Annotated in this window: 24 protein-coding genes and 1 tRNA gene; 8 read left to right on the top strand and 17 right to left on the bottom strand. The window is 66.8% G+C overall.

Annotated features, from left to right (window positions below; translation table 11 throughout):
* Positions 1-35 precede the first annotated feature (35 nt).
* The 3 genes from VK682_RS01930 to VK682_RS01920 all read right to left on the bottom strand — a co-directional run bounded on the left by VK682_RS01930 (position 36) and on the right by VK682_RS01920 (position 4,018).
* Entirely contained in the window at positions 36-1,388 is a 1,353-nt protein-coding gene (locus VK682_RS01930; RefSeq protein WP_324781349.1) for a methyltransferase regulatory domain-containing protein, read from the bottom strand.
* 69 nt (positions 1,389-1,457) lie between these two features.
* Positions 1,458-3,686, bottom strand: coding sequence for a FepA family TonB-dependent siderophore receptor (locus VK682_RS01925; protein ID WP_230794842.1), 2,229 nt, complete (start codon positions 3,684-3,686; stop codon positions 1,458-1,460).
* 246 nt (positions 3,687-3,932) lie between these two features.
* Positions 3,933-4,018 (bottom strand) — tRNA-Leu (locus tag VK682_RS01920).
* Positions 4,019-4,166: 148 nt separating this feature from the next.
* Here VK682_RS01920 and VK682_RS01915 point away from each other — a divergent pair.
* Positions 4,167-5,150: a complex I NDUFA9 subunit family protein gene (locus VK682_RS01915; RefSeq protein WP_230794840.1), complete on the top strand. Its 984-nt coding sequence runs from the start codon at positions 4,167-4,169 to the stop codon at positions 5,148-5,150.
* Between the two features lie 64 nt (positions 5,151-5,214).
* Here the strand turns inward: VK682_RS01915 and VK682_RS01910 are convergent, their stop codons facing one another.
* The 3 genes from VK682_RS01910 to VK682_RS01900 all read right to left on the bottom strand — a co-directional run bounded on the left by VK682_RS01910 (position 5,215) and on the right by VK682_RS01900 (position 6,585).
* Positions 5,215-5,511, bottom strand: a complete 297-nt coding sequence (locus VK682_RS01910) for a DUF6455 family protein (protein WP_230794838.1) — start codon at positions 5,509-5,511, stop codon at positions 5,215-5,217.
* A gap of 3 nt (positions 5,512-5,514) precedes the next feature.
* Positions 5,515-5,775, bottom strand: a complete 261-nt coding sequence (locus VK682_RS01905) for a DUF6455 family protein (protein ID WP_230794837.1) — start codon at positions 5,773-5,775, stop codon at positions 5,515-5,517.
* Between the two features lie 93 nt (positions 5,776-5,868).
* Positions 5,869-6,585: a M48 family metallopeptidase gene (locus VK682_RS01900; RefSeq protein WP_230794836.1), complete on the bottom strand. Its 717-nt coding sequence runs from the start codon at positions 6,583-6,585 to the stop codon at positions 5,869-5,871.
* 144 nt (positions 6,586-6,729) lie between these two features.
* On the opposite strand from VK682_RS01900, the gene VK682_RS01895 reads away from it, so the two are divergent.
* Positions 6,730-6,963, top strand: coding sequence for a DUF8831 family protein (locus VK682_RS01895; protein WP_230794835.1), 234 nt, complete (start codon positions 6,730-6,732; stop codon positions 6,961-6,963).
* On the opposite strand, the gene VK682_RS01890 is transcribed toward VK682_RS01895, so the two are convergent.
* The gene (locus VK682_RS01890) at positions 6,964-7,215 is read right to left on the bottom strand and encodes a DUF167 domain-containing protein (protein ID WP_089842865.1); all 252 of its coding nucleotides are present in this window, start codon (positions 7,213-7,215) and stop codon (positions 6,964-6,966) included. It lies immediately after the preceding gene.
* A 99-nt stretch (positions 7,216-7,314) separates the two neighbouring features.
* Here VK682_RS01890 and VK682_RS01885 point away from each other — a divergent pair, with 99 nt between their 5' ends.
* Together VK682_RS01885 and VK682_RS01880 are read left to right on the top strand one after the other, a co-directional pair.
* Entirely contained in the window at positions 7,315-7,893 is a 579-nt protein-coding gene (locus VK682_RS01885) for a nitroreductase family protein (protein WP_230794834.1), read from the top strand.
* On the top strand, positions 7,890-8,591 hold the full coding sequence (locus VK682_RS01880) for an EI24 domain-containing protein (RefSeq protein ID WP_230794832.1): 702 nt from the start codon (positions 7,890-7,892) through the stop codon (positions 8,589-8,591). The genes VK682_RS01885 and VK682_RS01880 overlap by 4 nt, the downstream gene beginning before the upstream one ends.
* 5 nt (positions 8,592-8,596) lie before the next feature.
* On the opposite strand, the gene VK682_RS01875 is transcribed toward VK682_RS01880, so the two are convergent.
* Together VK682_RS01875 and mce are read right to left on the bottom strand one after the other, a co-directional pair.
* Positions 8,597-8,884, bottom strand: coding sequence for a DUF1467 family protein (locus VK682_RS01875; protein ID WP_089842856.1), 288 nt, complete (start codon positions 8,882-8,884; stop codon positions 8,597-8,599).
* Positions 8,885-8,906: 22 nt separating this feature from the next.
* Positions 8,907-9,311 (bottom strand): methylmalonyl-CoA epimerase, encoded by a 405-nt coding sequence (gene mce, locus VK682_RS01870; RefSeq protein ID WP_089842854.1) that lies wholly within the window; start codon positions 9,309-9,311, stop codon positions 8,907-8,909.
* 132 nt (positions 9,312-9,443) lie between these two features.
* Here mce and VK682_RS01865 point away from each other — a divergent pair, with 132 nt between their 5' ends.
* Complete coding sequence (locus VK682_RS01865; RefSeq protein ID WP_230794831.1) at positions 9,444-10,160, top strand: response regulator transcription factor; 717 nt, start codon at positions 9,444-9,446, stop codon at positions 10,158-10,160.
* Here the strand turns inward: VK682_RS01865 and VK682_RS01860 are convergent, their stop codons facing one another.
* Positions 10,161-11,351 (bottom strand): DUF1501 domain-containing protein, encoded by a 1,191-nt coding sequence (locus VK682_RS01860; RefSeq protein WP_230794830.1) that lies wholly within the window; start codon positions 11,349-11,351, stop codon positions 10,161-10,163.
* Between the two features lie 3 nt (positions 11,352-11,354).
* Positions 11,355-12,749 (bottom strand): DUF1800 domain-containing protein, encoded by a 1,395-nt coding sequence (locus VK682_RS01855; protein ID WP_324781348.1) that lies wholly within the window; start codon positions 12,747-12,749, stop codon positions 11,355-11,357.
* A 222-nt stretch (positions 12,750-12,971) separates the two neighbouring features.
* Between VK682_RS01855 and VK682_RS01850 the strand changes: the two genes are divergently transcribed.
* Complete coding sequence (locus VK682_RS01850) at positions 12,972-13,604, top strand: MT-A70 family methyltransferase (RefSeq protein WP_089842843.1); 633 nt, start codon at positions 12,972-12,974, stop codon at positions 13,602-13,604.
* Here VK682_RS01850 and VK682_RS01845 read toward each other — a convergent pair whose 3' ends face one another.
* Positions 13,605-14,384, bottom strand: a complete 780-nt coding sequence (locus VK682_RS01845; protein ID WP_089842840.1) for a BglII/BstYI family type II restriction endonuclease — start codon at positions 14,382-14,384, stop codon at positions 13,605-13,607.
* A 5-nt stretch (positions 14,385-14,389) separates the two neighbouring features.
* Complete coding sequence (aspS, locus tag VK682_RS01840; protein ID WP_230794827.1) at positions 14,390-16,171, bottom strand: aspartate--tRNA ligase; 1,782 nt, start codon at positions 16,169-16,171, stop codon at positions 14,390-14,392.
* Between the two features lie 181 nt (positions 16,172-16,352).
* Between aspS and VK682_RS01835 the strand changes: the two genes are divergently transcribed.
* Both VK682_RS01835 and carB read left to right on the top strand, forming a co-directional pair.
* Positions 16,353-17,603 (top strand): class I SAM-dependent methyltransferase, encoded by a 1,251-nt coding sequence (locus VK682_RS01835; protein ID WP_324781347.1) that lies wholly within the window; start codon positions 16,353-16,355, stop codon positions 17,601-17,603.
* 150 nt (positions 17,604-17,753) lie between these two features.
* Entirely contained in the window at positions 17,754-21,086 is a 3,333-nt protein-coding gene (gene carB / locus VK682_RS01830; protein WP_324781346.1) for a carbamoyl-phosphate synthase large subunit, read from the top strand.
* A gap of 65 nt (positions 21,087-21,151) precedes the next feature.
* On the opposite strand, the gene VK682_RS01825 is transcribed toward carB, so the two are convergent.
* Genes VK682_RS01825 through VK682_RS01810 form a run of 4 tightly spaced genes read right to left on the bottom strand, consistent with a single transcriptional unit; the run spans position 21,152 to position 24,477 of the window.
* Positions 21,152-21,838 carry an ABC transporter ATP-binding protein gene (locus tag VK682_RS01825; protein ID WP_230794821.1) on the bottom strand — a complete coding sequence of 229 codons (687 nt, stop codon included), beginning with the start codon at positions 21,836-21,838 and terminating at the stop codon, positions 21,152-21,154.
* On the bottom strand, positions 21,835-22,584 hold the full coding sequence (locus VK682_RS01820) for an ABC transporter ATP-binding protein (RefSeq protein WP_089842824.1): 750 nt from the start codon (positions 22,582-22,584) through the stop codon (positions 21,835-21,837). Before VK682_RS01820 ends, VK682_RS01825 begins: the two co-directional genes overlap by 4 nt.
* On the bottom strand, positions 22,577-23,560 hold the full coding sequence (locus VK682_RS01815; RefSeq protein ID WP_324781345.1) for a branched-chain amino acid ABC transporter permease: 984 nt from the start codon (positions 23,558-23,560) through the stop codon (positions 22,577-22,579). The genes VK682_RS01820 and VK682_RS01815 overlap by 8 nt, the downstream gene beginning before the upstream one ends.
* Positions 23,557-24,477, bottom strand: a complete 921-nt coding sequence (locus VK682_RS01810; protein ID WP_089842817.1) for a branched-chain amino acid ABC transporter permease — start codon at positions 24,475-24,477, stop codon at positions 23,557-23,559. The genes VK682_RS01815 and VK682_RS01810 overlap by 4 nt, the downstream gene beginning before the upstream one ends.
* Between the last annotated feature and the right edge of the window lie 36 nt (positions 24,478-24,513).

Raw genomic sequence — 24,513 nt, 5'->3', positions numbered from 1 at the left:
CGCGCGTTTCTGCGCGGCGGGGTTTTTGCTGCGGCTCAGCCCCGGTCCAGCCCGAACAGCGCGCGCAGCGCCTGCGGCCCGCCCCCCGCGCCCAGATCGGCCATCTGCGCAGGGGCCACCGCCCGCCCGCTCCCCAGCGGCGCCGCGCAGAGCGCGGGCACCCGCGCGCCCTGTGCGGCCTCTGCCAGCAGCAGCCGGTTGAGCCTTGCTGCCCCCGGCGCGCGCGGCGCGCGCCCCAGCGGATGCGCAACCCCGGCCCAGAGCGCCATCTGCAGCGCCTGATTCAGCAGCCCCGGACGCCCGGCAAAGGGCGGGATGGCCTCGATATCGCCGAACCGGGCCGGACCCTGCGCCAGCCGCGTCAGCAGCGGCGCATAAAGCCGGGGATCCGCCTCCACGGGGCCGATGGGGGTGGTGAAGGTCAGCGCGGCAGGCGGCGGCGCGCCGGGCAGCAGCGCCCAGACCACGCCGCGCAGCAGCGCCAGATGCGCCTCGTCCCCGGCGGGGGCTTTGGGCCGGGTGAACAGATCGTAGCGCAGCGCCTGATTGCGGGCGAGATCCTTCATCGTCTCGCGCAGCACAGTGTCGCGCACGCCAGAAAGGCTCCGCGCCGCCTCTGCGGGGATCGAGGCGGCATCGATGTTGTCAAGCGGCGTGGCGCTGCCCCGCCAGACCAGCCCGTGATCGGAAAACAGCCCCGCCACCTCGCCAAAGGTCAGCGGCTGAAAGGTGGCGTTCATGTATTCGTGCCGGATATAGCCGGGCGGCTGGGTCAGCAGGTTGTCCAGCGTCTGCGCGGCATGGGCGTGCATCTGGAAAAACCCGGCCTTTGCCTCGCGCAGCGCGGTCAGCCGGGCCAGCCCTTCGGCCACCGGATCGGGCGCCCCGGCGCAGGCGCGGAACACGGCGTGAAAGGCGCGGAAGGCGGCACCACCCGGTTCGCTCATATACTGCACCGCCGCGACGCCGCCGGGCGCCAGATGGGTGACGATGAAGGCGGCGAGGGCGGTGCGCACCTCTGGCCCCACCCATGACAGCACGCCATGGGTCACGATCATGTCGAAGGGCCCCGCCAGCCCCTGCGGATCGCGCAGGTCGGCGCAGTGAAACTCCAGATTGTCGAGCCCCGCCGCCTTGGCCCGGGCGCGGGCGGTGGCGATATGGCGCGGGTTCAGGTCGATGCCGGTAAAGCGCATGTCGGGATTGGCGGCGGCCAGCAGCGCGGCGCTGAACCCCTCGCCGCAGCCCAGTTCGCACCAGTGCCCCCGCGCGGGCGCGGGATGCCCCAGCGCCGCCAGCACCGCCGCCAGCCAGCCGGGCGCCTGTTCGGGATGGAACACCGGCGGATAGTCGTGGTCGGTCAGGTAATCGGGCTGGGGGGCGGTCATGCGCTGCTCCGGAACTGCGGCGCCGCCCGGAGCGGATCCGGGCGGCCCGTAATGGTCGGGACGAGCCGATCAGAAGGTCTTGGTCAGACCGATGAAATAGGCACGCCCCGGTTCGTTGAAGGTCTCCGACCCGTTGCCGGTGCGCTCGATCGAGGTGTCGAACAGGTTGGTGACCCCGGCAGAGATATGGGAGTCGTTGCCCAGATCCCATTTGGCTGACAGATCGACCAGCGTGTAGGGATCACGCTCGGTCAGATCGGCCTCGTCGGTGACCTCGACATTGGTGCTGAGCGTGGTGGTGATGGTCGGGATCGTGCCGTAATGGGTGGCCGACAGCCGCAGCAGCAGATCGTCGGTGGCCTGCCAGTCCAGCGCCGCGTTGACCGTGTAATCGGGCACAAGGCTCAGCGGGTTGCCGGTCTGCTTGTTTTCCGATTCCGTCATCACGGTGAAGTTCATGTTAAAGGCGAAATCCTCGGCAATCGGGGTGTAGAAATTGCCTTCCCAGCCCGCCACCACCGCTTCGGGCACGTTCGCCCACTGGAAGACGGAGCCGCCGGTTGATGGATCGACCTCGCCGCCGACCACATCCGCAGCGATGCGGTCGCGGTAATCGTTGTGGAAATAGGTCAGGCTGAAGCTGCGGCCCGAAAGGCCGTTATAGGCCACGCCGATTTCCTTGTTGATCGAGATTTCCGGATCCAGATCGGCATTGCCCTGAATCCGGCAGGGGCCGCTGAACCCGTCCGGGCAGCCCATGCCCATGGTGTTGTAATAGTAATCCGGGTTCAGCTGGAACAGGTTCGGCGCCTTGAACGCCCGTGCGATGCCCACTTTCATCGACCATTCATCATCGAAATCATAGGTGGCGTTCAGGCTGGGCGACCAGTTGCCGCCGAACTTGTCGGACCTGTCGTAGCGCAGGCCCGGAGTCAGGGTCAGCCGGTCATTCACAAGGATGTTGGCTTCGGAATAGACGCCCCAGATGGTCTGGCGCTTGGCGTCTTCGTCCTTGAACTCGTCGCGGGTGGGGCTGGCGGCGAGCAGCGCGTCGGGGATGTCCTGATTGATGCGCTCGGCCCGCAGTTCGGCCCCCAGCGTATAGGTGGTTTCCGCCCCCATCAGGCTGCCATACAGATCCCACTGCGTCTTGCCCGACAGCGCGTCATAGTCGGTATCGACCCACGCCACATCGTCATTGGTGCCGTCGCCGTCGCTGTCGACGCAATAGGACAGCGTGCCTTCGCCACCGCCGGACGTGCCTTGGCACAGCGCGCTGTTCAGCGTGCGTTCATACTGAAGATAGCTCTGCGAACTGCCGAAATCGTAATCGCCAGTATGGGTGACCGCCAGAACGGTGCGCGTGTCGCGGCGGGTTTCTTCGCCCACGGGGCTGAAGGTGCCGGTGGTGTCGTCGCCGATTTCCTCGGTCACGCCCGAGCCGAAGCCGGTTTCCCCCGCAAAAAGGTTGGTCTGCCGCGAATGGGTCAGTTCGAAATCCAGCGTGTTCTGCGCGTTCAGCTGCCAGCTCAGCAGGGCGCCCAGATCGCGGTTGGTGACCCCTTCGCTGCCAGCGGCCTCGCCCTCGTTGATGTCCGGATCGTCGCCATCGGTCTTGTTGACATTGGCATAAAGCCGGTAGCTCAGCCGGTCGTTCAGCGGGCCTGCGAACAGCACGTTGGCGCGGCGGGTGACGCCCTCCTTGTCGCTTTCGGGGGCATCAAAATGCAGGCTGACCTGTGCGGTCGGTTCGTCGAGCTGCTTTTTGGTGATGATGTTGACCACACCGCCCGCCGCGCCAGAGCCATAGCGGGCGGCAGCCGGGCCGCGGATCACCTCGATCCGCTCCACCAGTTCGGCGGGCACCCAGTTGGAATCGCCGCGCGTGTCGCGTTCGCCCTGACGGCCCATGCGCGCCGCATTGCGCGAGGTCACCGGGCGGCCATCGACAAGGATCAGCACGTTTTCCGGACCCATGCCGCGAATGTCGATCTGGCGCTGGTTGCCGCGCTGGCCCGAGGCGCTGTTGCCGGTCAGGTTGACGCCGGGCTGTTTGCGGATGATGTCGGCGATGTCATTGACGACAGGCTGCTTTTCCAGATCTTCCCCTGTCACCGTCGAGGCGCCGAGCGCCTGCTTGATCTGGTCCTCGGCGCTGATGACCAGCGTGCCAAGGTAGCCGTCACCGGCGGTTTCGGTGTCTGTGGACTGGGCGCGGGCGGTGCCGACCAGCGTGCCCATCGACACAAGCAGAAGAATGGCTGTGCCGGACGCAAGGCTTGCGCGTTTTGTCGCCATGGGACGGATCCTGACCTAAAAGGGTGTCTGGCTGGCGAAAAGCTTGCTTTGCCGGTCAAAGACGCTCTGGGGGCGGATTTCTCAAGTGTTTCTGTCAAGTATATGCCGCGACTGTTGCAGCCCTGCATCTGTGCGCGCAGGACGCGCGCGCACATGGCTCTGGCCCGACGGGACATGCACAGAAAAACGCCCGCAATCCCGCTGCGAGCGGCGGGACATATCGGGTGATTTTTAGGGGGGAGTAAGTGGTGCCCAGGAGAGGACTCGAACCTCCACGGCCTTGCGGCCACTGGCACCTGAAGCCAGCGCGTCTACCATTCCGCCACCTGGGCACAGGTGGTGAAGGGGCGTTTAAGGGGAGTAGCAAACAGTGTCAACGGGTTTTTTTCATTTCGTTTTCCCGGCGACACCACGCCACCTTGCCCGGCCCGGCCTGCATGGGTATTCAGGTCCGGAGAACCTCGCAGCAGGAGTCGCCAGATGAGCAAACTCGTCACCATTTATGGGGGATCCGGCTTTGTCGGTCGTTACGTCGCCCGTCGTATGGCCAAGCTTGGCTGGCGCGTCCGCGTCGCCGTCCGGCGTCCGAACGAGGCGCTGTTTGTCCGCCCCTATGGCACGGTCGGTCAGGTGGAGCCGGTGCTGTGCAACATCCGCAACGACGAGTCGGTGCGGTCGGTGATGATGGGCGCCGATGCGGTGGTCAATTGCGTGGGCACCTTCGATGCCCGGGGCAAGAACAGCTTTGACGCGGTGCAGCACGAAGGCGCCGCGCGCATCGCCCGCATCGCCGCCGAACAGGGCGTGGCGCATATGGTCCATATCTCGGCGCTGGGGGCGGACCGCGACAGCGAGTCGGCCTATGCCCGGACCAAGGCGCTTGGCGAGGATGCGGTGATGGCGGCGTTCCCCGGTGCCGTGATCCTGCGGCCTTCGGTGATCTTCGGCCCCGGGGACGGCTTCTTCAACCGCTTCGCGGGCATGTCGCGCATGGGGCCGGTGCTGCCCGTGGTGGGGGCCAACATCCGGTTCCAGCCGGTCTACGTCGATGACGTGGCGCATGCCGCGGTCAAGGGCGCCACGGGCGAAGCGGCGCCCGGCATCTATGAACTCGGCGGGCCGGAGGTGGAAACCTTCCGCGAGCTGATGGAGGGCATGCTGAAAGTGATCCGCCGCCGCCGTCTGATCGCGGACATCCCCTATGGCGTGGCGAACATCATCGCCAGCGTGTCGGAATTTGGCCAGCGCATGACCGGCGGGCTGTTTCCGGCGCAGATCACCCGCGATCAGGTGGTGATGCTGCGCAAGGACAACGTGGTGTCCGAAGGTGCGCGCGGCTTTGCCGAACTGGGCATCATCCCCACCGCGCCCGAAGCGGTGCTGCCGGAATATCTGTGGCGCTTCCGCCCGTCCGGCCAGTACGACGCCATCAAGGAATCGGCAGGCGGCCTGCGCGCCGACTGATCCCGCCCGGCTCTGCCCCGAATAGAAACGGCCCCCAGTTCGGGGGCCGTTCCTGTCTGGGGCGTCAGGCGTCGGTCTGCGCCAGCGCCTGCAACGTGCCAAAGAGCCGCCGGTTGGCGCATCCCTCGGGCAGGGGGCGCGGGCTGACCTCGGGACGGTCGAGCCAGCGGCCACAGGCCTCGGCCCAGGCGCAGCCCCGGCAGCGCCGCACCATCCCCGCCCAGTGTCGCGGATCCAGCGCGCCATCCTGCTGCGCCTCCACCAGATCAAGCCCGGTGGCGCGGGCCATGCGCTGCACGCGCCAGTAATGCTCTGTCGCATCGCCCAAGGGCCGCGGCGGGCGGGGTCTGGCGACGGTCACGGCTCAGCCCTTGCGCAGATCGCTGAACAGGGTGGCGTTGCGGCAGTAGTCCGGCGGGGCCTGCTCCGGCGTCCCGTTATGCTGCGCCAGCCAGCTTTCGCAGTCGCCGGGACGGGTGCAGGCGGTGCAGCTGAACACCGCCTCCTCCAGCCCGTCCATGTCGAGCCTGCCGCGCAGCATCTGCTCCTGCAGGTCAAGGCCAAGCGCTGTCGCCATGTCATCGACCAGCCGGGCGTGGCGTTTCAGATCTTCGCGTCCGGGCATCGGGGCCTCCCTCTGTGACCTGTCAGACCGGGGAAGCGTAGCATCGGGCGGGCGCGCGGCCCTTGATGCAGGTCAATGTCGCGGGGGTGTGGATCAGACTCCGCCCGCGCGCGCGGCTTCGGCGGTGCGGCGCACGATTTCCATGCGGGCGGCGTTCGGCGGATGGGTGCCAAGGAAGCGGTTGCCGGGATCGGGCAGGCGGGTGAAGAATTCCGCCCCCCGCACCGGATCATAGCCCGCGCGCAGCGTGACGATGGTGCCAAGCTGGTCGGCCTCCAGCTCGTAATCCTTGGTAAAGGTGCGCGCCCCCAGCGAGGCGCCGAATTCCTCGGCAGAGCGCACGGACTGGGCATCCGCCCCGGTCATGGCGGCGAGCCCGGAAAACACGATGGCGCCGATGGTCGCGTCCTGCTGCACCCGGCCCAGATGCCCAAGGATGTGATGCGACGCCTCGTGCCCCATGACGAAGGCCAGTTCATCAGCATTGTCCACCGACTGGATGAGCGGGATGTTGAAGGCAAGAATGGGCCGCCCAGAACGGTCCAGCGTCTGAAAGGCGTTCGGTTCCTGCCCCGGACGGTCATCCACCACGATCAGGAAATCGCAATTGGCGGACATCCGCAGCAGGCGGCGGCATTCCGCCTCCGCCACCGGTTCCACCCGGTCCACCACCTGCACGAACTGCCGTGCCGCCCGTTCCGCAGGCTGGCCTTGGATCGCGGAGGGCTGGCCGGGATTGGTCATTACCGGCACGGTGGCGCAGCCGGCCATGGTCAGCAGGGCGACGACAAGGGGAATCAGGCGGTGCATCGGTGGCGCGCTCTCCGGTTCGGGGTGGACCTTGGGCCAAGCGTAGCCCGGCTGCGGGCGCGGCGCCAGCCTGCCGCCACGGGCATACACGCAGATGCGATTTCGGGGCTGGGCAGGACCACGGGGCTGGTCTAGGCTGAGCCCATGTTCAGCATAGAGCACGAATTTGACGCCACCGTGGTCACCCTCGTCGACGAGGGCAGCCCACATTTGCAGGAAGACGTGATCGTTTCCAGCTTCGAGGAATGTATCACGGTCGAACAGTATGACCCGCGCACCGACCGCGTGAACCGGATCACCCTGTCGCTGTCGCAGATGAAGGATCTGGCGGCGGCGCTTAGCCTGCCCGAAGGCGTCTATACCCGCGCCAAGGGCTGATCACGGCTCGATCCGGAACAGCTTGTCGCGCGAGGTGGCGCCCCGGACCAGCGTCAGCCGCGATTTTGGAATCCCCAGCGCCTTGGCCAGCAGCTGCACCACGGCGGCATTGGCCTTGCCGTCCTCCGGCACGGTGGTGACGGTGACGCGCAGCTGCCCGTCCTTCAGCGTGACGGCATTGCGCGCGGCGCGCGGGGTGACGCGCAGGGCAAGCGTGGTGCCGGGCAGGGCAAGATGGCGCAGATCCTCCATGCCGCTGGCTGTAGCAGCCGCCTGCGGATCCGGCAACGCGGGCGGTTGAATCCCGCGCCGCAAAGGCTGACATAGAACCGGCAATCCAAGGAGATGCGCATGCCCAGCCCCAACCCGCAGGCGATGGACTTCCTGCTGACCCGGCGGTCCCGCCCGGCCAAGACCCTGACCACTCCCGCGCCGGACCGCGACCAGCTGGTGCCGATCCTGACCGCCGCCGCCCGCAGCCCCGACCATGGCAAGCTGGAGCCGTGGCGGTTCATCGTGCTGGGCCGCACCGCGCTGGAGCGGCTGGCGCTTGCCGCCACGGGCCGCGCCGCGGCGCTGGGTCTGGACGAGGATCAGGCCGCCAAGGCCCGCGCCGCCTTTGCCGACAGCCCGCTTTGCGTGGTGGTGGTGGAGGTGCAGAAGGACAGCCCCAAGATCCCGCCGCTGGAACAGACCTATTCCGCAGGCGCCGTCTGTCTGGCGCTGCTGAATGCCGCGCTGGCCTCGGGCTGGGGGGCCAACTGGCTCAGCGGCTGGGTGGCGCATGACCGCGCCTTCGGCGAGCAGCAGCTTGGCCTTGCCCCGCAGGAGCGGGTGGCGGGCTTTCTGCATATCGGCACCGAAACCTCTGCGCCGCCGGACCGTCCGCGCCCGGATCTGGACCGCATCACCACATGGATGGACACATGATCCTTGCGTCTTTCTTCGCCGCGCTCGCCCAGCTGGGTGATGTCCGGTTCCGGTCGGTGCTGCTCAAGGGGCTGGCGCTGACGGTGGGGGTGTTCGTTGCGATCTATGTCGCCTTTGTCTGGCTGGTGGGCTGGCTGGTGGGCGACAGCGTGACCCTGCCATGGATCGGCCAGATCACATGGGTCGACACCGCCATCAGCTGGGGCGCGGTGCCGCTGATGCTGCTGCTGTCGGTGGTGCTGATGGTGCCCGTGGCCTCCGCCATCACCTCGTTCTTTCTGGACGAGGTGGCGCAGGCGGTGGAGGACCGGCATTACCCCGCACTTGGCCCGGGCCGCAACGTGCCATGGACCGAGGAGCTGCGCGACAGCGCCGCCTTTCTGGGGGTGCTGATCCTCGCCAACCTCGTGGCGCTGGTGCTGTATCTGATGTTTGCACCCTTCGCCCCCTTCATCTTCTGGGGGCTGAACGGCTTTCTGCTGGGGCGGGAATATTTCACCCTTGCCGCCATCCGCCGCGTCGGACGCGCCGAGGCGACGCGCCTGCGCCGCCGCCATCTGGGCACGATCTGGATCGCCGGGGTGCTGATGGCGCTGCCGCTGACCATCCCGCTGGTGAACCTGCTGATCCCTATTCTGGGGGCCGCGACCTTCACCCATCTGTTCCACCGCCTGCAGGGCCAGCGCCCCGCAGGCTGATCCGGTCAGGATCCGCTGAGCGGTGCCATGCGGTTGAACATCCAGCTGTCGATGTCGCGCACGGTGATGAAGCCGCCAAGGATGATGGTGGCAAGGATCGCCCAGATCACCAGCGCGACGCCGCTGGTGATGATCGCCTTGCGCTTGAGGTTGTGCACCTCGGGGCTGCTGGCATGGGTGCCGGGCACGACCTGCCCCAGATCGCCCTGCGTTTTCAGCCGCAGCGGGATCACGCAGAGAAAGGTCATGAACCAGATCACGGCGTAAAGCACGAGCGCGGAAGTGATGGCCATTCGAATATCTCCTGTCGGTCCGTCAGACCTGTTCCAGTTCCACCAGCGTGCCCTGAAAATCCTTCGGATGCAGGAACAGCACGGGTTTGCCATGGGCGCCGATCTTGGGCTCGCCGGTGCCCAGCACGCGGGCGCCCGCCGCTTTCAGATGGTCCCGCGCCGCCAGAATGTCATCCACCTCGTAGCAGACGTGATGAATCCCGCCTGACGGGTTCTTTTCCAGAAATCCCGCGATCGGGGAATTTTCGCCCAAGGGATACAGCAGTTCGATCTTGGTGTTGGGCAGTTCGATGAAGATCACGGTCACGCCGTGATCGGGTTCGTCCTGCGGCGCGCCGACCTTTGCCCCCAGCGTGCAGCGATACTGCGCGGCGGCGGCGTCAAGGTCGGGGACGGCGATGGCGACATGGTTCAGGCGACCGATCATGCTGGACACTCCAAGGGCAAGGCTGGTCCCGCTTATGGCTTGGCCGAGGGGATTCTCGCAAGGAGGGTGCGTCCATTAACCGCCTGTTAGGGAGGAGACCGGAGGATGTGGAGGTGGCTGAAGGAGACTCAGATGACCGACAAGGATGGACTGAACCCGATCGCGCGGCCGTCGCAGTCGCGGCCCCTGCTGGGCATGACGGTTCTGGTGGTGGAAGACAGCCGCTATGCCTGTGATGCCATGCGGCTGCTCTGCCTGCGCAGCGGGGCGCGGATCCGGCGGGCGGACTGCCTGCAATCGGCGCGGCGGCATCTGGCGGTGTATCGCCCCACGGTGGTGATCATCGATCTGGGCCTGCCCGATGGGTCCGGCGCCGAACTGATCGCCGATCTGGCGGCAGCCGCGCCGCGGGTGTCGGTGATCCTTGGCACCAGCGGCGACCGCTTCGCGGAGGATGTGGCGCTGGCGGCGGGGGCGGATGATTTCCTGCCCAAACCCGTGGAAAGCCTCGCGATCTTCCAGAACACCATTCTGGCGCAGCTGCCCGAAGAGCGGCGGCCCAAGGGTATGCGGCTGGTCTGCGACGACGTGATCCGCCCCGATCCGCTGGCCTATCGCGATGACATGGCCCATGCCGCCGATGTGCTGGGGGACGAGACGGACGATCACCTGCTGGGCTATGTGACCCATTTCCTGCGTGGCGTGGCGCATAGCGCGGGGGATCACGTGCTGGAACAGGCGGCGCAGCGGCTGGCCACCGCCCATGCGCAGGGCAGGCCGGTCCAGCCCGATGTCGCGCGGCTGGCCGGGCTGGTGCAGGACCGGCTGGCCGAGCGTGTGGCGATCTGACTACAGCAGCAGCCGGGGATCGGCGCCCAGATCCACCCCCGGGAAGACGGTGCGTTCCACCACGCCGCGGTCCAGCCCGAACAGGCCCTGAATGATCCAGCCGGCATGGGCGCGCAGGTCGCGGGTGGGCATCAGATCGCGGCGGGCATACAGATCGGCCTCTGACAGGCCGGGCCAGTCCGCCACCACCTGCCCGCCACGGATCGCACCCCCGGCAAGGATCATGGCACCGCCGGTGCCGTGATCGGTGCCGCCGGTGCCGTTCAGCCGCACGGTGCGGCCGAATTCGGTCATCGCGATCACCGCCGTCTGCTGCCAGACCGGCCCGCCCAGCCCGTCGCGCAGGGTCAGGATCACCTCGGACAGCTTGGCCAGCGCGCGGGTCAGGGCCACCTCCTGCCTGTCATGCGTGTCCCAGCCGTTGATCGAAAAAGACGCGATGCGCGCCGCCCCCGAAAGCTGCTGCGCGGCAAATTCGGCGATCCGGCCTTCGGGCGAGGGGCCCTTCTTGCCCCGCGCCTTTGGCTGGTCCGACCCGCCCATCTCTGGCTGGCTGGTGATGTCATAGGCCTGCGCCAGCGCCGCCGCGAACAGCGGATCATCCTGCATCACCAGTTCGGCGAGCTTCAGCGCCTGCGGGCTCAGCGTCAGATCGGCCTCTGGCGACCAGCGCGACACCGGCGCCGCACCGCCAAGGATCGGCAGCGCATCGCGCCCGATGGCATAGGCGGTGTCGGTGCCTACGCCCGGATAGTGCTGCAGCAGCCGGTTCAGCCAGCCATCGCGGCTAAGCCCGGCGCTAAGGTCGGTGATCCCCGCCTCCAGCAGATCCTGCCCGTCAAAATGGCTGCGCTTGTCGCGATAGGGGGTGGATACGGCATGCACCACGCCCAGCTGGCCCTGCTGCCACAGCGGCATCAGCGGCGCGAGCGCGGGATGCAGCGCATGGAACCCGTCCAGATCCGCCGCGCCTTCGGGCAGGGCGCCGCGCAGCCCGGCATAGGCCGGATCGCCATGCGGCATCACCGCGCCCAGCCCGTCCATGGCGCCGCGCAGGATGATGACCACCAGCCGCGCGTCGCCGGGGGTTGCGGCAAAGGTCACCGGCGTGACCAGCGGGCTTGCCGCCAGCGAACATCCCAGCGCGGCGGAGCGGGTCAGGAACAGGCGGCGGGTCAGATCGGCAGCCATGGCTCACATCCTCTGAAAAGCGGGGGAGGCCAGCACCAGCCCCACGCCATCGGCGCGGGTTTCGGCGGCGCGGGCGGCAAAGGCGACGGCGGGCGGGACACGCGGCCCCAGCGCCACCTCGACAAAGGCGCGGGGGTCGGGCAGGTCGGCCATCAGCTGTTGCGGCACGGCCACGGCCCATTGCAGCCGCGCCGACAGGCCCTGCGGCGAAATCCACGCGCTGTCGGCCTCGGGCAGGCCATCCGGCCCGTCGGGTTCTTCCCAGACATGGCCCATCAGCGCCATGGGATAGTGCACCAGCTGCCGCCCCTGCTTTTCGTCCAGCTTCACCAGCCGCGCCGGATCCACCGCCAGCGCGCGCAGCGCCGAACCGATGAAGTCCAGCGGCGGTTTCACGTTCGGACTGGCCGCCGCCCATGTCGCGGGGTGGCCGATCAGCGCGGCATAGCCCGCGCGCAGATCGGTGCCGCTGTCCAGAAAGGCGCGCTCCACCGCCGTGACCAGCGCCGGATCGGGCGTGTCGCTGACAAAATGGACGGCAAGCTTGCGGGCCAGATGCCGCGCGGTGGCGGGGTGGCGGGCAAGATCGCGCAGCACGGCATGGACGTCGCGCAGGCGCGCGCCCTTGCCATCGCCATAGGACACGCCCAGCACGGTTTCCCGCCCCGGTTCGTCCAAGGCCTTGCGGAACTGCTGCCCCTGCCGTTCGGTCATGGTGAGCCCGGTCAGCAGTTCAGCCAGTTCGCGCACGTCATCCTGAGTATAGGGCCCGTCCGCGCCCAGCGTGTGCAGTTCCAGCACCTCGCGTGCGAGGTTTTCGTTGAGCCCGCCGGATTTGGCCTTCTTCGCCTGCGCGGCGGGGGAACTGGGGCCGATGGACCGGGTCTGGTCCAGATAATGCACCATCAGCGGATGGGTGACGGCGGCGATCAGCAGATCCTCGAACCGCCCGCCAAGGTGGGGCCGCAGCGCGCTTTCCACATAGGGCGAGCTGCCGAAGCGCAGCAGCCCGGTCTTGCCGGTTGCGGTGAAATGATCCGCCCAGAAGACGGTCAGCCGTTCGCGGAAGGGCGCCGGAGTGACCACGCGGCGCGCCAGCTGCTGCCGGAGCCAGAGCATCTGCGCGTTGCGGGCCTGCTTGTTCAGACGTTTGAGCTGTTTGATCGCGTTCTCGGCGGCGGGGGAGCCTTTTTCCTTGCTGCGGATGGCGCGAAAGTCGAGCCGCGCCTGCAGCCGGGTCAGGAAGGTGTCGAAATCCTCCACCGGAAACTGCTTTGCCACCTTGTCCGGGGCATCAAGCTGCGCCAGCAGCGCCTTGGCCTCGCCGGGCGGGGCGATCCGGGGCGACAGGCCACAGCCGAAACGGATATCGGCAAGGATCGGATCGAACGCGGCCATGGCGGTGCTCCGTGCAGGGGCTTTGCACAAAGATAGTCGCACGCGGGCCGGATTTCATCTCTGCCGTAGCGAAACGGGCGGGCAGGGCGGCGGAAACAGGCCGACCTCTCTGCGTCATCTGGCGCAGATCTGGAGTTCCAATTTTGTTCCGGCTGTGACAAGCTGGTGTTTGATGCTGAAAGCCGCGTGACAAGCGGGCGAACCGGAGGCTATATCTTGGACATGAGCCAAATCGCCGCGCAAGACCTGTCCGGGTTCCTTGGAAGGGACCGTTTCGCCACCGTCATGGCGGACCCGCCGTGGCGGTTCACCAACCGTACCGGAAAGGTGGCGCCGGAGCACAAGCGGCTGGCCCGCTATCCGACCATGACGCTGGAGGATATCTGCGCGCTGCCTGTCGCGGATTTCCTTGAAGATACAGCGCATTGCTACCTGTGGGTGCCCAACGCGCTGCTGCCCGAAGGGCTGCAGGTGCTGACCTCGTGGGGGTTCGAATACAAATCGAACATCGTCTGGCACAAGATCCGCAAGGATGGCGGGTCGGACGGGCGCGGCGTCGGGTTCTACTTCCGCAACGTGACCGAACTGCTGCTGTTCGGGACAAGGGGCCGCAACGCGCGCACCCTGTCGCCGGGGCGCAGTCAGGTGAACATGCTGCAAACCCGCAAGCGCGAACATTCGCGCAAGCCGGACGAACAGTATGAGCTGATCGAAAGCTGCTCCAAGGGTCCGTATCTGGAGATGTTTGGCCGTGGCGTGCGTCAGGGCTGGACGGTCTGGGGCAATCAGGCGGATGCGGATTACAAACCCAGCTGGAAGACCTATTCCTACAATTCCTCGCTCGCGGCGGAATGATCAGTCGTCAAGGCTGAACAGGTCCAGCGCGCCGGGATCCTCCAGCGGCTGATCGGTCAGCAGGCTGTCCGGCAGCCCGATCAGCAGCAGCGGGCAGGGGTTGCCCACCCCGCGCGCCACGCGATCCTCCAGCTTTGACCAGTGGGTGGAGGCGGGGCCGAACTTGCTGGTCACGAAGGTGCGGGCAAAGGCTTCGGCAAAGGACATGCCGCGCGCCATGCGCGTGGCGACAGAGGCACGCTGCGCCCGCGTGCGTTCGGTTATGTTGAGCCGGTCCAGATCCGCTTCGGAATTCAGCCCCTGCTGGTTCATCCATGCGGCGATGCGGGGAAAAAACGCCTCCTGCATCGAGGCGCCGCGGGTCACCACGATGCCCAGACTGATCGCCGACAGCGCGTGCAGCCGCTGGAAATTTTCCAGATCGCGGTCAAAGAACGGATCCTTGTTGTTCCATTCGATTTCCAGCGCCAGCGTGCCGGTGGGACCAAAGCGCACATGATCGACCTCGTGGCTGATCGCCTCGCGCTCGCGCCCGTCGACCACGGTGCGCACGTTGAAGCTGTGCTTGGCCCAGCCGGTGGCGGACAGCGCGTGGCGCAACCGCTGGGTCTGGCGCGACTCGCCGCCGCCACCCCCCACCAGTTCCGCAAGCGAGATGCGGAAGGCGGTCAGGGCGGCGACCAGTTCGGCCAGTTCCTCGGGGAAGTCGAAGGCGAGGATCGCCTCCGCATGGTTGCGGGTCAGGACGTCGAAGCCCTGATCCCGCAACGTCTGCAGCATCGCGCTCACTCCTGCGGAATGACCCGCAGGGACAGCTCCATGAGCTGGTCCGAGGTGGGTTCGGAGGGCGCGCCCATCATCAGATCCTCGGCGCGCTGGTTCATCGGGAACATGATGACCTCGCGGATGTTGGCGGTGTCGGCCAGCAGCATCACGATCCGGTCAATGCCCGCCGCACAGCCGCCATGCGGCGGGGCGCCGAAGCGGAAGGCGTTGACCATGCCGCCAAAGCGGCGCCGCACCTCGTCCTCGCCATAGCCCGCCAGTTCAAACGCCTTGAACATGATCTCGGGCTTGTGGTTGCGGATGGCGCCGGAAATCAGCTCGTAGCCGTTGCAGGCAAGGTCATACTGGAAGCCCAGAACCTTCAGCGGATCACCCTTGAGAGCCTCCAGCCCGCCCTGCGGCATGGAGAAGGGGTTGTGGCTGAAGTCGATCTTGCCGGTGGTTTCGTCTTTTTCATACATCGGGAAATCGACGATCCACGCAAAGGCGAAGCGGTTCTTGTCGGTCAGGCCAAGCTCTTCGCCGATCACTGTGCGGGCGCGGCCCGCCACCCGTTCAAAGCTGGCAGGCTTGCCGCCAAGGAAGAAGGCGGCATCGCCCACGCCCAGACCAAGCTGCTGGCGGATCGCCTCGGTCCGCTCGGGGCCGATGTTCTTGGCAAGCGGACCGGCGGCCTCCATCTGGCCGTCGGTTTCGCGCCAGAAGATGTAGCCCATGCCGGGCAGACCCTCTTTCTGGGCAAAGGCGTTCATCCGGTCGCAGAACTTGCGCGAGCCGCCGGTGGGGGCGGGGATGGCGCGGATTTCGGTGCCGTCCTGTTCCAGCAGCTTGGCGAAGATGGCAAAGCCGGACCCGGCAAAATGCTCGCTCACCACCTGCATCTTGATCGGGTTGCGCAGGTCGGGCTTGTCGGTGCCATACCACAGCGCGGAATCGGCGTAGCTGATCTGTTCCCATGTCTCGGGGGCGTCGACCTTCTTGCCGCCGCCGAATTCCTCGAACACGCCGGCGACCACGGGGGCCACGGTGTCGAACACGTCCTGCTGGGTGACGAAGCTCATTTCGAGGTCGAGCTGGTAGAAATCGGTGGGCGAGCGGTCGGCGCGCGGATCCTCGTCGCGGAAACAGGGCGCGATCTGGAAATACTTGTCGTAGCCCGACACCATGATCAGCTGCTTGAACTGCTGCGGCGCCTGCGGCAGGGCGTAGAACTTGCCCGGATGCAGCCGCGACGGCACGAGGAAGTCGCGCGCGCCTTCGGGGCTGGAGGCGGTGATGATCGGCGTCTGGAATTCGCGGAAGTCCTGCGCCCACATCCGCTTGCGGATCGACGACACCACATCCGACCGCAGCACCATGTTGCGCTGCATCGCCTCGCGGCGCAGGTCAAGGTAGCGGTAGCGCAGGCGGGTTTCTTCGGGATATTCCTGATCGCCGAACACCATCAGCGGCAGTTCGTCGGAGGCGCCCAGAACCTCCAGATCGCGGATGAACACCTCGATCTCGCCGGTGGGCAGCTTGGGGTTCACAAGGCTCGCATCGCGCGCCTTCACCACGCCGTCGATGCGCACGCACCATTCCGCCCGCAGCTTTTCCACCGCTGCAAAGACGGGGCTGTCGGGATCACACAGCACCTGTGTGATGCCGTAATGGTCGCGCAGGTCGATGAACAGGATGCCGCCATGGTCGCGGATGCGGTTCACCCAGCCCGACAGGCGAACGGTTTCGCCCTCGTTGGCCTTGGTCAGGTCGGCGCAGGTATGGCTGCGATAGGCATGCATGTGGAGTGCCCTTCGGAAACTGCTTGAAAGTCAGGCGCCGATACACAGGGGCGCGGGGGGGAAGTCAAGGGAAGCCCGGTGTCTTTGCCATATTTCGCATCTGTTGTAACCTAGGGGAACAATTTTGCGAGTCTGCGCGTTTGGCTTCGTTTTCTGGAACAGGGTCACTCGGGGGTGTGACATGTGGGAAACCGTACTCGACAGAATGCTGCATCGCCTGATCGTGACCGGGCGGCTGCGGGTCACCTATCCGGAGGGCACCGTGCGCGACTACGGGCCCGGCGGCGCCGAGGCGGAGGTGGTGCTGAAGGAGGCCCGGCTGCTGCGCGAGCTGTGCCTGCGGCCGGTGCTGGCGCTTGGCGAGGGCTACATGGACGGCAGGCTGCAGGTGCCGCCCGACCGGCTTTACGATCTTCTGGCGCTTCTGATCCGCAACCAGCAGGCCGGGCGGCTGCCGGTCTGGGTCAATGCGGTCCATGCGCTGCGCGGGCAGCTGCGCGGGCTGGTCCAGCGCAACACCCCGCTGCTGTCGCAGAGCAACGTGCAGCATCATTACGACATTTCCGATGATCTTTACCGGCTCTTCCTTGACCGGGACATGCAGTATTCCTGCGCCTATTTCACCGATCCGGATCTGTCGCTGGAGGAGGCGCAGCAGGCGAAAAAGGACCATATCGCCCAGAAGCTGCTGCTGAAGCCGGGGTTGCGGGTGCTGGACATCGGCTGCGGCTGGGGCGGCATGGCGCTGACGCTGGCGCGCGATCACGGCGTGCATGTGACGGGGGTCACGCTGTCGGAAAACCAGCTTGCCACCGCGCGCCGCCGCGCTGCGGAGGAAGGCCTTGCCGACAGGACCGATTTTCGCCTGCTGGATTACCGGCTGCTGCAGGACCGCTTTGACCGCATCGTCAGCGTCGGCATGCTGGAACATGTGGGGGCGCCGCATCTGCACGACTATTTCGCCAAGCTCGACGATCTGCTGGCCCCGGAAGGCGTGGCGCTGGTCCATTCCATCGGCCATGTCTCGCCGCCCGCCGCGACCTCGGCCTGGATCGATAGGTATATCTTCCCCGGCGGCTATGTGCCCTCGCTGTCCGAAGTGGCGGCGGCGGTGGAACGCACCGGGCTCTGGGCCGCGGATGTGGAGGTGCTGCGCGGCCATTACGGCCCCACGCTCAACCACTGGCGGCAGCGGTTCGAGGCGGCGCTGCCCCGCGTGCGTGCCATGTATGACGAGCGGTTCATCCGCATGTGGCGGTTCTATCTGGCCGTCTGCGAAGCCGCGTTCGAGGAATCGTTTCAGGCGGTCTTCCACATGCAGCTGTCGCATCGGCAATATGCCGTGCCCGTCACGCGCGATTATCTGTATCAGCGCGACCCCGCCCGCGACCACAGCCGCCCCCGCGACGGGATGCTGCACGCGGCGCAGTAGCGCGCCACAGCGGCGGATCCCGGTCGGATTGGGGTTGCACGGGCAGGGCTTCTGTCTATAACCCACGACAATTTGCGGGGAGCTGCGACTCCCGCGCAGGATGCCCCGTGCCTGAACCGCACCGCCACACCGTCAAGACGAGGTCCGACCATGCCCAAAAGAACCGATATCAAATCCATCATGATTATCGGAGCGGGGCCCATCGTGATCGGGCAGGCCTGCGAATTCGACTATTCCGGCGCACAGGCCTGCAAGGCCCTGCGTGAGGAAGGTTACCGGGTCATTCTGGTGAATTCCAACCCCGCCACGATCATGACCGACCCGGAACTGGCCGATGCCACCTATATCGAGCCGATCACGCCCGAAATCGTGGCAAAGATCATCGAAAAGGAACGGCCCGACGCGCTGCTGCCCACCATGGGCGGCCAGACCGGCCTGAACACCTCGCTGGCGCTCGAGGAAATGGGCGTGCTCGCGAAATACGGGGTCGAGATGATCGGCGCCAAGCGCGAGGCCATCGAGATGGCCGAAGATCGCAAGCTGTTCCGCGAGGCGATGGACCGCATCGGGCTGGAAAACCCCAAGGCGACCATCGTCACCGCGCCGAAAAAGCCCAACGGCAAGGCCGATCTGGACGCGGGCGTGGCCATCGCGCTGGATGCGCTGGAAGGCATTGGCCTTCCGGCGATCATCCGCCCCGCCTTCACGCTGGGCGGCACCGGTGGCGGCGTCGCCTATAACCGCGAGGATTACGTGCATTACTGCCGGTCGGGCATGGATGCCTCGCCGGTGAACCAGATCCTTGTGGATGAATCCCTGCTGGGCTGGAAGGAATACGAGATGGAGGTGGTCCGCGACAAGGCGGACAATGCCATCATCGTCTGCGCCATCGAAAACGTCGATCCCATGGGCGTGCATACCGGCGACAGCATCACCGTGGCCCCGGCGCTGACCCTGACCGACAAGGAATACCAGATCATGCGCAACGGCTCCATCGCCGTGCTGCGCGAGATCGGCGTGGAAACCGGCGGGTCGAACGTGCAATGGGCGGTGAATCCGGAAAATGGCCGCATGGTCGTGATCGAGATGAACCCGCGCGTGTCGCGGTCGTCTGCGCTGGCCTCCAAGGCCACCGGCTTTCCGATCGCGAAGATCGCGGCGAAGCTGGCCGTGGGCTACACGCTGGACGAGCTGGACAACGACATCACCAAGGTGACTCCCGCCAGCTTCGAGCCGACCATCGACTATGTCGTGACCAAGATCCCGCGCTTTGCCTTTGAAAAATTCCCCAGATCCGAACCGCATCTGACCACCGCGATGAAATCGGTGGGCGAGGCGATGGCGATTGGCCGGACCATCCACGAATCGCTGCAGAAGGCGCTGTGCTCGCTGGAAACCGGGCTCAATGGCTTTGACGAGATCACCATTCCCGGCGCGCCGGAAAAATCCGCCGTCATCAAGGCGCTGAGCAAGCAGACCCCCGACCGGCTGCGCACCATCGCTCAGGCGATGCGGCACGGGCTGTCGGATGACGACATCCACGGCGTCACCATGTTTGACCCGTGGTTCCTTGCCCGGATCCGCGAAATCATCGAGGCCGAGGATCAGGTGCGCCGCGAGGGCCTGCCGCAGAATGCCGAAGGTCTGCGCGCGCTCAAGATGATGGGCTTCTCCGATGCCCGTCTGGCCGTGCTCACCGGCTTTTCCGAAAAGGACGTGCGCAAGCGCCGCCTGTCGCAGGGCGTGGTCGCCAGCTTCAAGCGGATCGACACCTGCGCCGCCGAATTCGAGGCGCAGACGCCCTATATGTATTCCACCTATGAAATGCCCATGATGGGCGAGGTGGAATGCGAGGCGCGGCCTTCGGACAAGAAAAAGGTCGTCATCCTTGGCGGCGGTCCGAACCGGATCGGGCAGGGGATCGAATTCGATTACTGCTGCTGCCACGCCTGTTTCGCGCTGACCGCTGCGGGCTATGAAACCATCATGGTCAACTGCAACCCGGAAACCGTGTCCACCGACTATGACACCTCGGACCGGCTGTATTTCGAACCGCTGACCTTCGAACATGTGATGGAGATCCTGCGGGTCGAGCTGGAAAATGGCACGTTGCATGGCGTGATCGTGCAGTTCGGCGGGCAGACCCCGCTCAAGCTTGCCAACGCGCTGGAGGCGGAGGGCATCCCGATCCTTGGCACCACGCCCGATGCCATCGACCTTGCCGAAGACCGCGAGCGGTTTCAGGCGCTGGTCAACCAGCTGGGCCTCAAGCAGCCGAAAAACGGCATCGCCTCCACCGACGCGCAGGCGCTGGCCATCGCCGACAGCATCGGCTTCCCGCTGGTGATCCGTCCCTCCTATGTGCTGGGCGGGCGCGCCATGGAAATCGTGCGCGACATGGCGCATCTGGAACGCTACATCCGCGAGGCGGTGGTGGTGTCGGGCGACAGCCCGGTGCTGCTGGACAGCTACCTGTCGGGCGCGGTCGAACTGGACGTGGACGCGATCTGCGACGGCGAGGCGGTGCATGTCGCGGGCATCATGCAGCATATCGAAGAGGCGGGCGTGCATTCCGGCGACAGCGCCTGTTCGCTGCCGCCCTATTCTCTGTCCGACGAGATGATCGCCGAGATCAAGGTCCAGACCGAGGCGCTGGCCCGCGCGCTGCATGTGGTCGGCCTGATGAACGTGCAGTTCGCCATCAAGGACAACGAGATTTACCTGATCGAGGTGAACCCCCGCGCCAGCCGCACCGTGCCGTTTGTGGCCAAGGCCACCGACAGCGCCATTGCCTCCATTGCGGCGCGGATCATGGCGGGGGAAAAGCTGTCCGCCTTCCCGATGCGCGCGCCCTATCCCGACAACGCCGATTACGACAGCGTGCTGCCGCTGGCCGATCCGATGACGCTGGCCGATCCGAACATGCCGTGGTTCTCGGTCAAGGAAGCGGTGCTGCCCTTCGCCCGTTTCCCCGGCGTCGACACCATCCTTGGGCCGGAAATGCGCTCCACGGGCGAGGTGATGGGCTGGGACCGCAGCTTCCCGCGTGCCTTCCTCAAGGCGCAGATGGGCGCGGGCAACGTGCTGCCGACCGAAGGCGCGGTGTTCATCTCCATCCGTGACGAGGACAAGACCCCGCAGATGGTAGAGGCGGCCTCGCTGCTGTCCGGCATGGGGTTCCAGCTGGTGGCGACGGCGGGCACTGCCGCTTTCCTGTCGCAGAACGACATCCCCTGCGAACGGGTCAAGAAGGTCTATGAAGGCCGCCCCAACGTGGTGGATCTGATGAAGGATGGCGGCGTGCAGCTGGTGCTGAACACCACCGAAGGCGCTGCCTCGGTCGCGGACAGCCGGGAAATCCGGTCGGTCGCGCTCTATGACAAGATCCCCTATTACACCACCGCCGCAGGCGCCCATGCCACCGCGCTGGCCATGAAGGCCCGCGAGGAAGGCGAACTGGTGGTCAAGCCGCTTCAGGCCTGACCGGGCGGGATCGCGATACCGGGGCGGCCTTTGGGCCGCCCTTTTTTATGTCCTGACGTCGGGTCTCAGACGCCCAGATAGCGCTCCGCCTCGGCGGGGCCCAGATCGGCAAAGGCTCCTGACCAGACGGATGTGCCGCGTTCAAGGATCACGGCGCGGTCGGCCACGGCGGCCATTTCGCGCAGCGACTTGTCCACCACAAGGATCGACAGCCCCGCGCCGCGTTTCAGCAGCAGCAGCGCGTCCCAGATTTCCTGCCGCACCAAGGGCGCCAGCCCCTCGGTCGCCTCGTCCAGCACCAGAAGCCGCGGATTGGTCATCAGCGCGCGCCCGATGGCCAGCATCTGCTGTTCGCCCCCCGACAGGGTCGCGGCCTTCTGCCCGCGCCGTTCCGCCAGCCGGGGGAACAGCAGCTCCACCCGCGCCTGATCCCAAGCGCCGGGACGGGCGGCGGCGAGCAGGTTTTCGGTCACGCTCAGGTCGCGGAAACAGCGGCGCCCCTCCGGCACCAGCCCCACCCCCAGCCGGGCGATGCGATGCGCGGGCAGCCGCGCCAGATCCTGCCCGGCAAAGCGCCGCACCCCGCCCGACGGCATCAGCCCGCAGAGACAGCGCAGCGTCGTGGATTTGCCCATGCCGTTGCGCCCCATCAGGGCCAGCACCTCGCCCTCTTCCAGCGCCAGCGTGACGCCGAATAGCGCCTGCGACGCGCCGTAAGAGGCGGTGATGTCGCGCAGATCCAGCAGGCTCATGGCGCTTCTCCCAGATAGGCCTCGCGCACCTCCGGGTTGGCGCGGATTTCGGCCACGGTGCCGGTGGCGATGATGCGGCCATAGACCAGCACGCTGATCCGGTCGGCCAGCGCAAACACCGCATCCATGTCATGTTCGACCAGCAGGATCGGCGCCTCGGCCCGCAGCCCGTCCAGCACGCGGGTCAGGGCCAGCGAGCCTTCGCTGCCCAGCCCCGCCATCGGCTCGTCCATCAGAAAGGCGCGCGGCGCCAGCGTCAGGGCCACCGCCACCTCCAGCTGCCGCCGCTGCCCGTGGCTGAGCGTGGCGACGCGGGTCGCGGCCAGATCGGCCAGCCCCATCCGGTCCAGCGCGGCCATGGCGCGGTCGCGCAGATGGCGCCGCCCCAGCGCGGGCCGCAGGAACCGGTAGGGCGATCCGCTGGCCCCCAGCGCCCCCAGCAGCGCGTTCTGCAGCACGGTGTCTTCCATCGCCAGCGCCGAGATCTGGAAGCTGCGCGCCAGCCCCGCCCGCGCCCGCGCCATGGTCGACCACTGCGTGACATCCCGCCCCAGCAGCCGCACCTGCCCGGCATCGGGCGCGATATTGCCGCAGATCTGCTTGATGAGCGTGGATTTCCCCGCGCCATTGGGGCCGATCACCGCGTGAATTTCGCCCCTGCGCAGATCCAGCGTGACGCCATCAGTGGCGCGCAGGGCGCCGAAGCTCTTGACCAGCCCGCGGGTTTCCAGAACCGGCTCAGTCATGGGCGCGCGCCCGCCCTGCGACCAGCCCGACCAGCCCGCCGCGCGCGAACAGCACCACCGCCAGCAGCAGCAGCCCCAGCCAGATGTGCCAGAATTCCGACAGCCCGCCCAGCCAGTGCTCCAGCAGCACGAACACCGCCGCACCGATCACCGGCCCGCACAGCCGCGCCACGCCGCCAAGGATCAGGAACACCATGATCTCGCCGCTGGTCTGCCAGCTGAACATCGTCGGGCTGACAAAACGGTTGAGATCGGCAAACAGCGCGCCCGCAAGCCCGGTCACCGCGCCGGACAGCACAAAGGCCACAAGCTGCAGCCGCTTGGGGTCCAGCCCTACCGCCATCACCCGGTCCGGGCTCTGCCGCGCGGCGTTCAGCGCAAGGCCGAAGGGGCTGCGCGCCAGCAGGTGCGAGGCGAGCAGGATCAGGCAGAGCAGGCCGAAACACAGGCCGAAGAACTGGATCGGCACCAGCGTGTTCAGCCCCGGAAAGCTGTTGCGCACATAGATGGACAGCCCGTCTTCGCCGCCATAGGCGTTCCACGAAATGGCGAAGAAAAATGCCATCTGGCCAAAGGCCAGCGTGATCATGATGAAATAGACCCCCGCCGTGCGCAGCGCCAGCAGCCCGATCAGCAGCGCCGCCATGGCGGAGGCGGCGACCGCCACCAGCCAGATCACCGGCATGGATTTGGTCCCCGGCACGGTGAAGGCGCCGTCATAGATCGGCGTATAATCCTGCGCGTGGCTGGCAAGGATGCCCATGGCATAGCCGCCGATGCCGAAAAACAGCGCGTGGCCTAGGCTGACCAGCCCGCCCAGCCCCAGCGCGATGTTCAGCCCCACGGCGGCCAGCGCAAGGATGGCGGCGCGGGTGGCCAGCGTGATGGTGAAAGGCTCGTCCGACAGATGGGCCCAGACCGGCAGCAGGCCAAGCGCCAGCAGCACCAGCGCGTTGAGCAGCGTCTCGCGCGTCATGTCCGGGCTCCGAACAGGCCGGTGGGCCGCCAGACCAGCACCGCCGCCATCAGCATGTAGATGGCCATCGAGGACAGCGCCGCGCCGGTCTGGGTCGCCGCCGCCGGATCCATGACCAGCGCAAACAGCCGGGGCAGGAAGATGCCGCCCAGCGTGTCGGTCAGCCCCACCAGCAGCGCGCCGACCAGCGCGCCGGTGATCGACCCGATGCCACCGATCACGATGACCACGAAGGCAAGGATCAGCACCGGCTCGCCCATGCCGACCTGCACCGACTGGATGGCGCCCACCAGCGCACCCGCAAGCCCGGCAAGGGCTGCCCCAAGCGCAAAGACCAGCGTGTAAAGCCGCGCGATGTCGACCCCCAGCGCCGCGATCATCTCCCGGTCGTTTTCACCGGCGCGGATGCGGATGCCCAGCCGGGTGCGCCCGATCAGCCAGAACAGCGCCCCTGCCAGCACCAGCCCCACGCCGATCAGGAACAGCCGGTAGAGCGGATACTGGATGCCGCCGGGCAGGGTGACCGGCCCCGACAGCGCGGGCGGAATATCAAGGTAAAGCGGGAAGGATCCAAAAATCCACCGCGTGCCTTCGGAAAAGATCAGGATCAGCGCGAAGGTGGCCAGCACCTGATCCAGATGGTCGCGGTCATAAAGACGGCGGATCACCAGCCGTTCCACCAGCGCCCCGGCGCAGGCGGCGGCGACCAGCGCCGCCCCCAGCCCCAGCAGGAAGGATCCGGTGGCGGCGGCGGTGGCGGCAGCGGCAAAGGCGCCCACCATGAACAGCGAGCCATGGGCAAGGTTGATGAGCCCCATAACGCCAAAGATCAGCGTCAGCCCCGCCGCCATCAGAAACAGCATGATGCCGGACTGCAGCCCGTTCAGCACCTGTTCGACAATCAGCAGCGGGGTCATGACTCGTCCTGTCCTGCGGCGGCCCCGGCTGGGGCC

It is taken from the genome of Salipiger marinus, assembly GCF_035481585.1.
GTDB lineage: Bacteria > Pseudomonadota > Alphaproteobacteria > Rhodobacterales > Rhodobacteraceae > Salipiger > Salipiger marinus.
Note: the sequence above shows the minus strand (reverse complement) of the source record. Positions and strands in the feature narration are given on the sequence as shown.

Bases quoted from the DNA above. Each gene is read 5' to 3' on its own strand.
- VK682_RS01930 (WP_324781349.1), bottom strand. From the start codon at position 1,388: ATGACCGCCCCCCAGCCCGATTACCTGACCGACCACGACTATCCGCCG.
- VK682_RS01925 (WP_230794842.1), bottom strand. From the start codon at position 3,686: ATGGCGACAAAACGCGCAAGCCTTGCGTCCGGCACAGCCATTCTTCTG.
- VK682_RS01915 (WP_230794840.1), top strand. From the start codon at position 4,167: ATGAGCAAACTCGTCACCATTTATGGGGGATCCGGCTTTGTCGGTCGT.
- VK682_RS01905 (WP_230794837.1), bottom strand. From the start codon at position 5,775: ATGCCCGGACGCGAAGATCTGAAACGCCACGCCCGGCTGGTCGATGAC.
- VK682_RS01900 (WP_230794836.1), bottom strand. From the start codon at position 6,585: ATGCACCGCCTGATTCCCCTTGTCGTCGCCCTGCTGACCATGGCCGGC.
- VK682_RS01895 (WP_230794835.1), top strand. From the start codon at position 6,730: ATGTTCAGCATAGAGCACGAATTTGACGCCACCGTGGTCACCCTCGTC.
- VK682_RS01890 (WP_089842865.1), bottom strand. From the start codon at position 7,215: ATGGAGGATCTGCGCCATCTTGCCCTGCCCGGCACCACGCTTGCCCTG.
- VK682_RS01885 (WP_230794834.1), top strand. From the start codon at position 7,315: ATGCCCAGCCCCAACCCGCAGGCGATGGACTTCCTGCTGACCCGGCGG.
- VK682_RS01880 (WP_230794832.1), top strand. From the start codon at position 7,890: ATGATCCTTGCGTCTTTCTTCGCCGCGCTCGCCCAGCTGGGTGATGTC.
- VK682_RS01875 (WP_089842856.1), bottom strand. From the start codon at position 8,884: ATGGCCATCACTTCCGCGCTCGTGCTTTACGCCGTGATCTGGTTCATG.
- mce (WP_089842854.1), bottom strand. From the start codon at position 9,311: ATGATCGGTCGCCTGAACCATGTCGCCATCGCCGTCCCCGACCTTGAC.
- VK682_RS01865 (WP_230794831.1), top strand. From the start codon at position 9,444: ATGACCGACAAGGATGGACTGAACCCGATCGCGCGGCCGTCGCAGTCG.
- VK682_RS01860 (WP_230794830.1), bottom strand. From the start codon at position 11,351: ATGGCTGCCGATCTGACCCGCCGCCTGTTCCTGACCCGCTCCGCCGCG.
- VK682_RS01855 (WP_324781348.1), bottom strand. From the start codon at position 12,749: ATGGCCGCGTTCGATCCGATCCTTGCCGATATCCGTTTCGGCTGTGGC.
- VK682_RS01850 (WP_089842843.1), top strand. From the start codon at position 12,972: ATGAGCCAAATCGCCGCGCAAGACCTGTCCGGGTTCCTTGGAAGGGAC.
- VK682_RS01845 (WP_089842840.1), bottom strand. From the start codon at position 14,384: ATGCTGCAGACGTTGCGGGATCAGGGCTTCGACGTCCTGACCCGCAAC.
- aspS (WP_230794827.1), bottom strand. From the start codon at position 16,171: ATGCATGCCTATCGCAGCCATACCTGCGCCGACCTGACCAAGGCCAAC.
- VK682_RS01835 (WP_324781347.1), top strand. From the start codon at position 16,353: ATGTGGGAAACCGTACTCGACAGAATGCTGCATCGCCTGATCGTGACC.
- carB (WP_324781346.1), top strand. From the start codon at position 17,754: ATGCCCAAAAGAACCGATATCAAATCCATCATGATTATCGGAGCGGGG.
- VK682_RS01825 (WP_230794821.1), bottom strand. From the start codon at position 21,838: ATGAGCCTGCTGGATCTGCGCGACATCACCGCCTCTTACGGCGCGTCG.
- VK682_RS01820 (WP_089842824.1), bottom strand. From the start codon at position 22,584: ATGACTGAGCCGGTTCTGGAAACCCGCGGGCTGGTCAAGAGCTTCGGC.
- VK682_RS01815 (WP_324781345.1), bottom strand. From the start codon at position 23,560: ATGACGCGCGAGACGCTGCTCAACGCGCTGGTGCTGCTGGCGCTTGGC.
- VK682_RS01810 (WP_089842817.1), bottom strand. From the start codon at position 24,477: ATGACCCCGCTGCTGATTGTCGAACAGGTGCTGAACGGGCTGCAGTCC.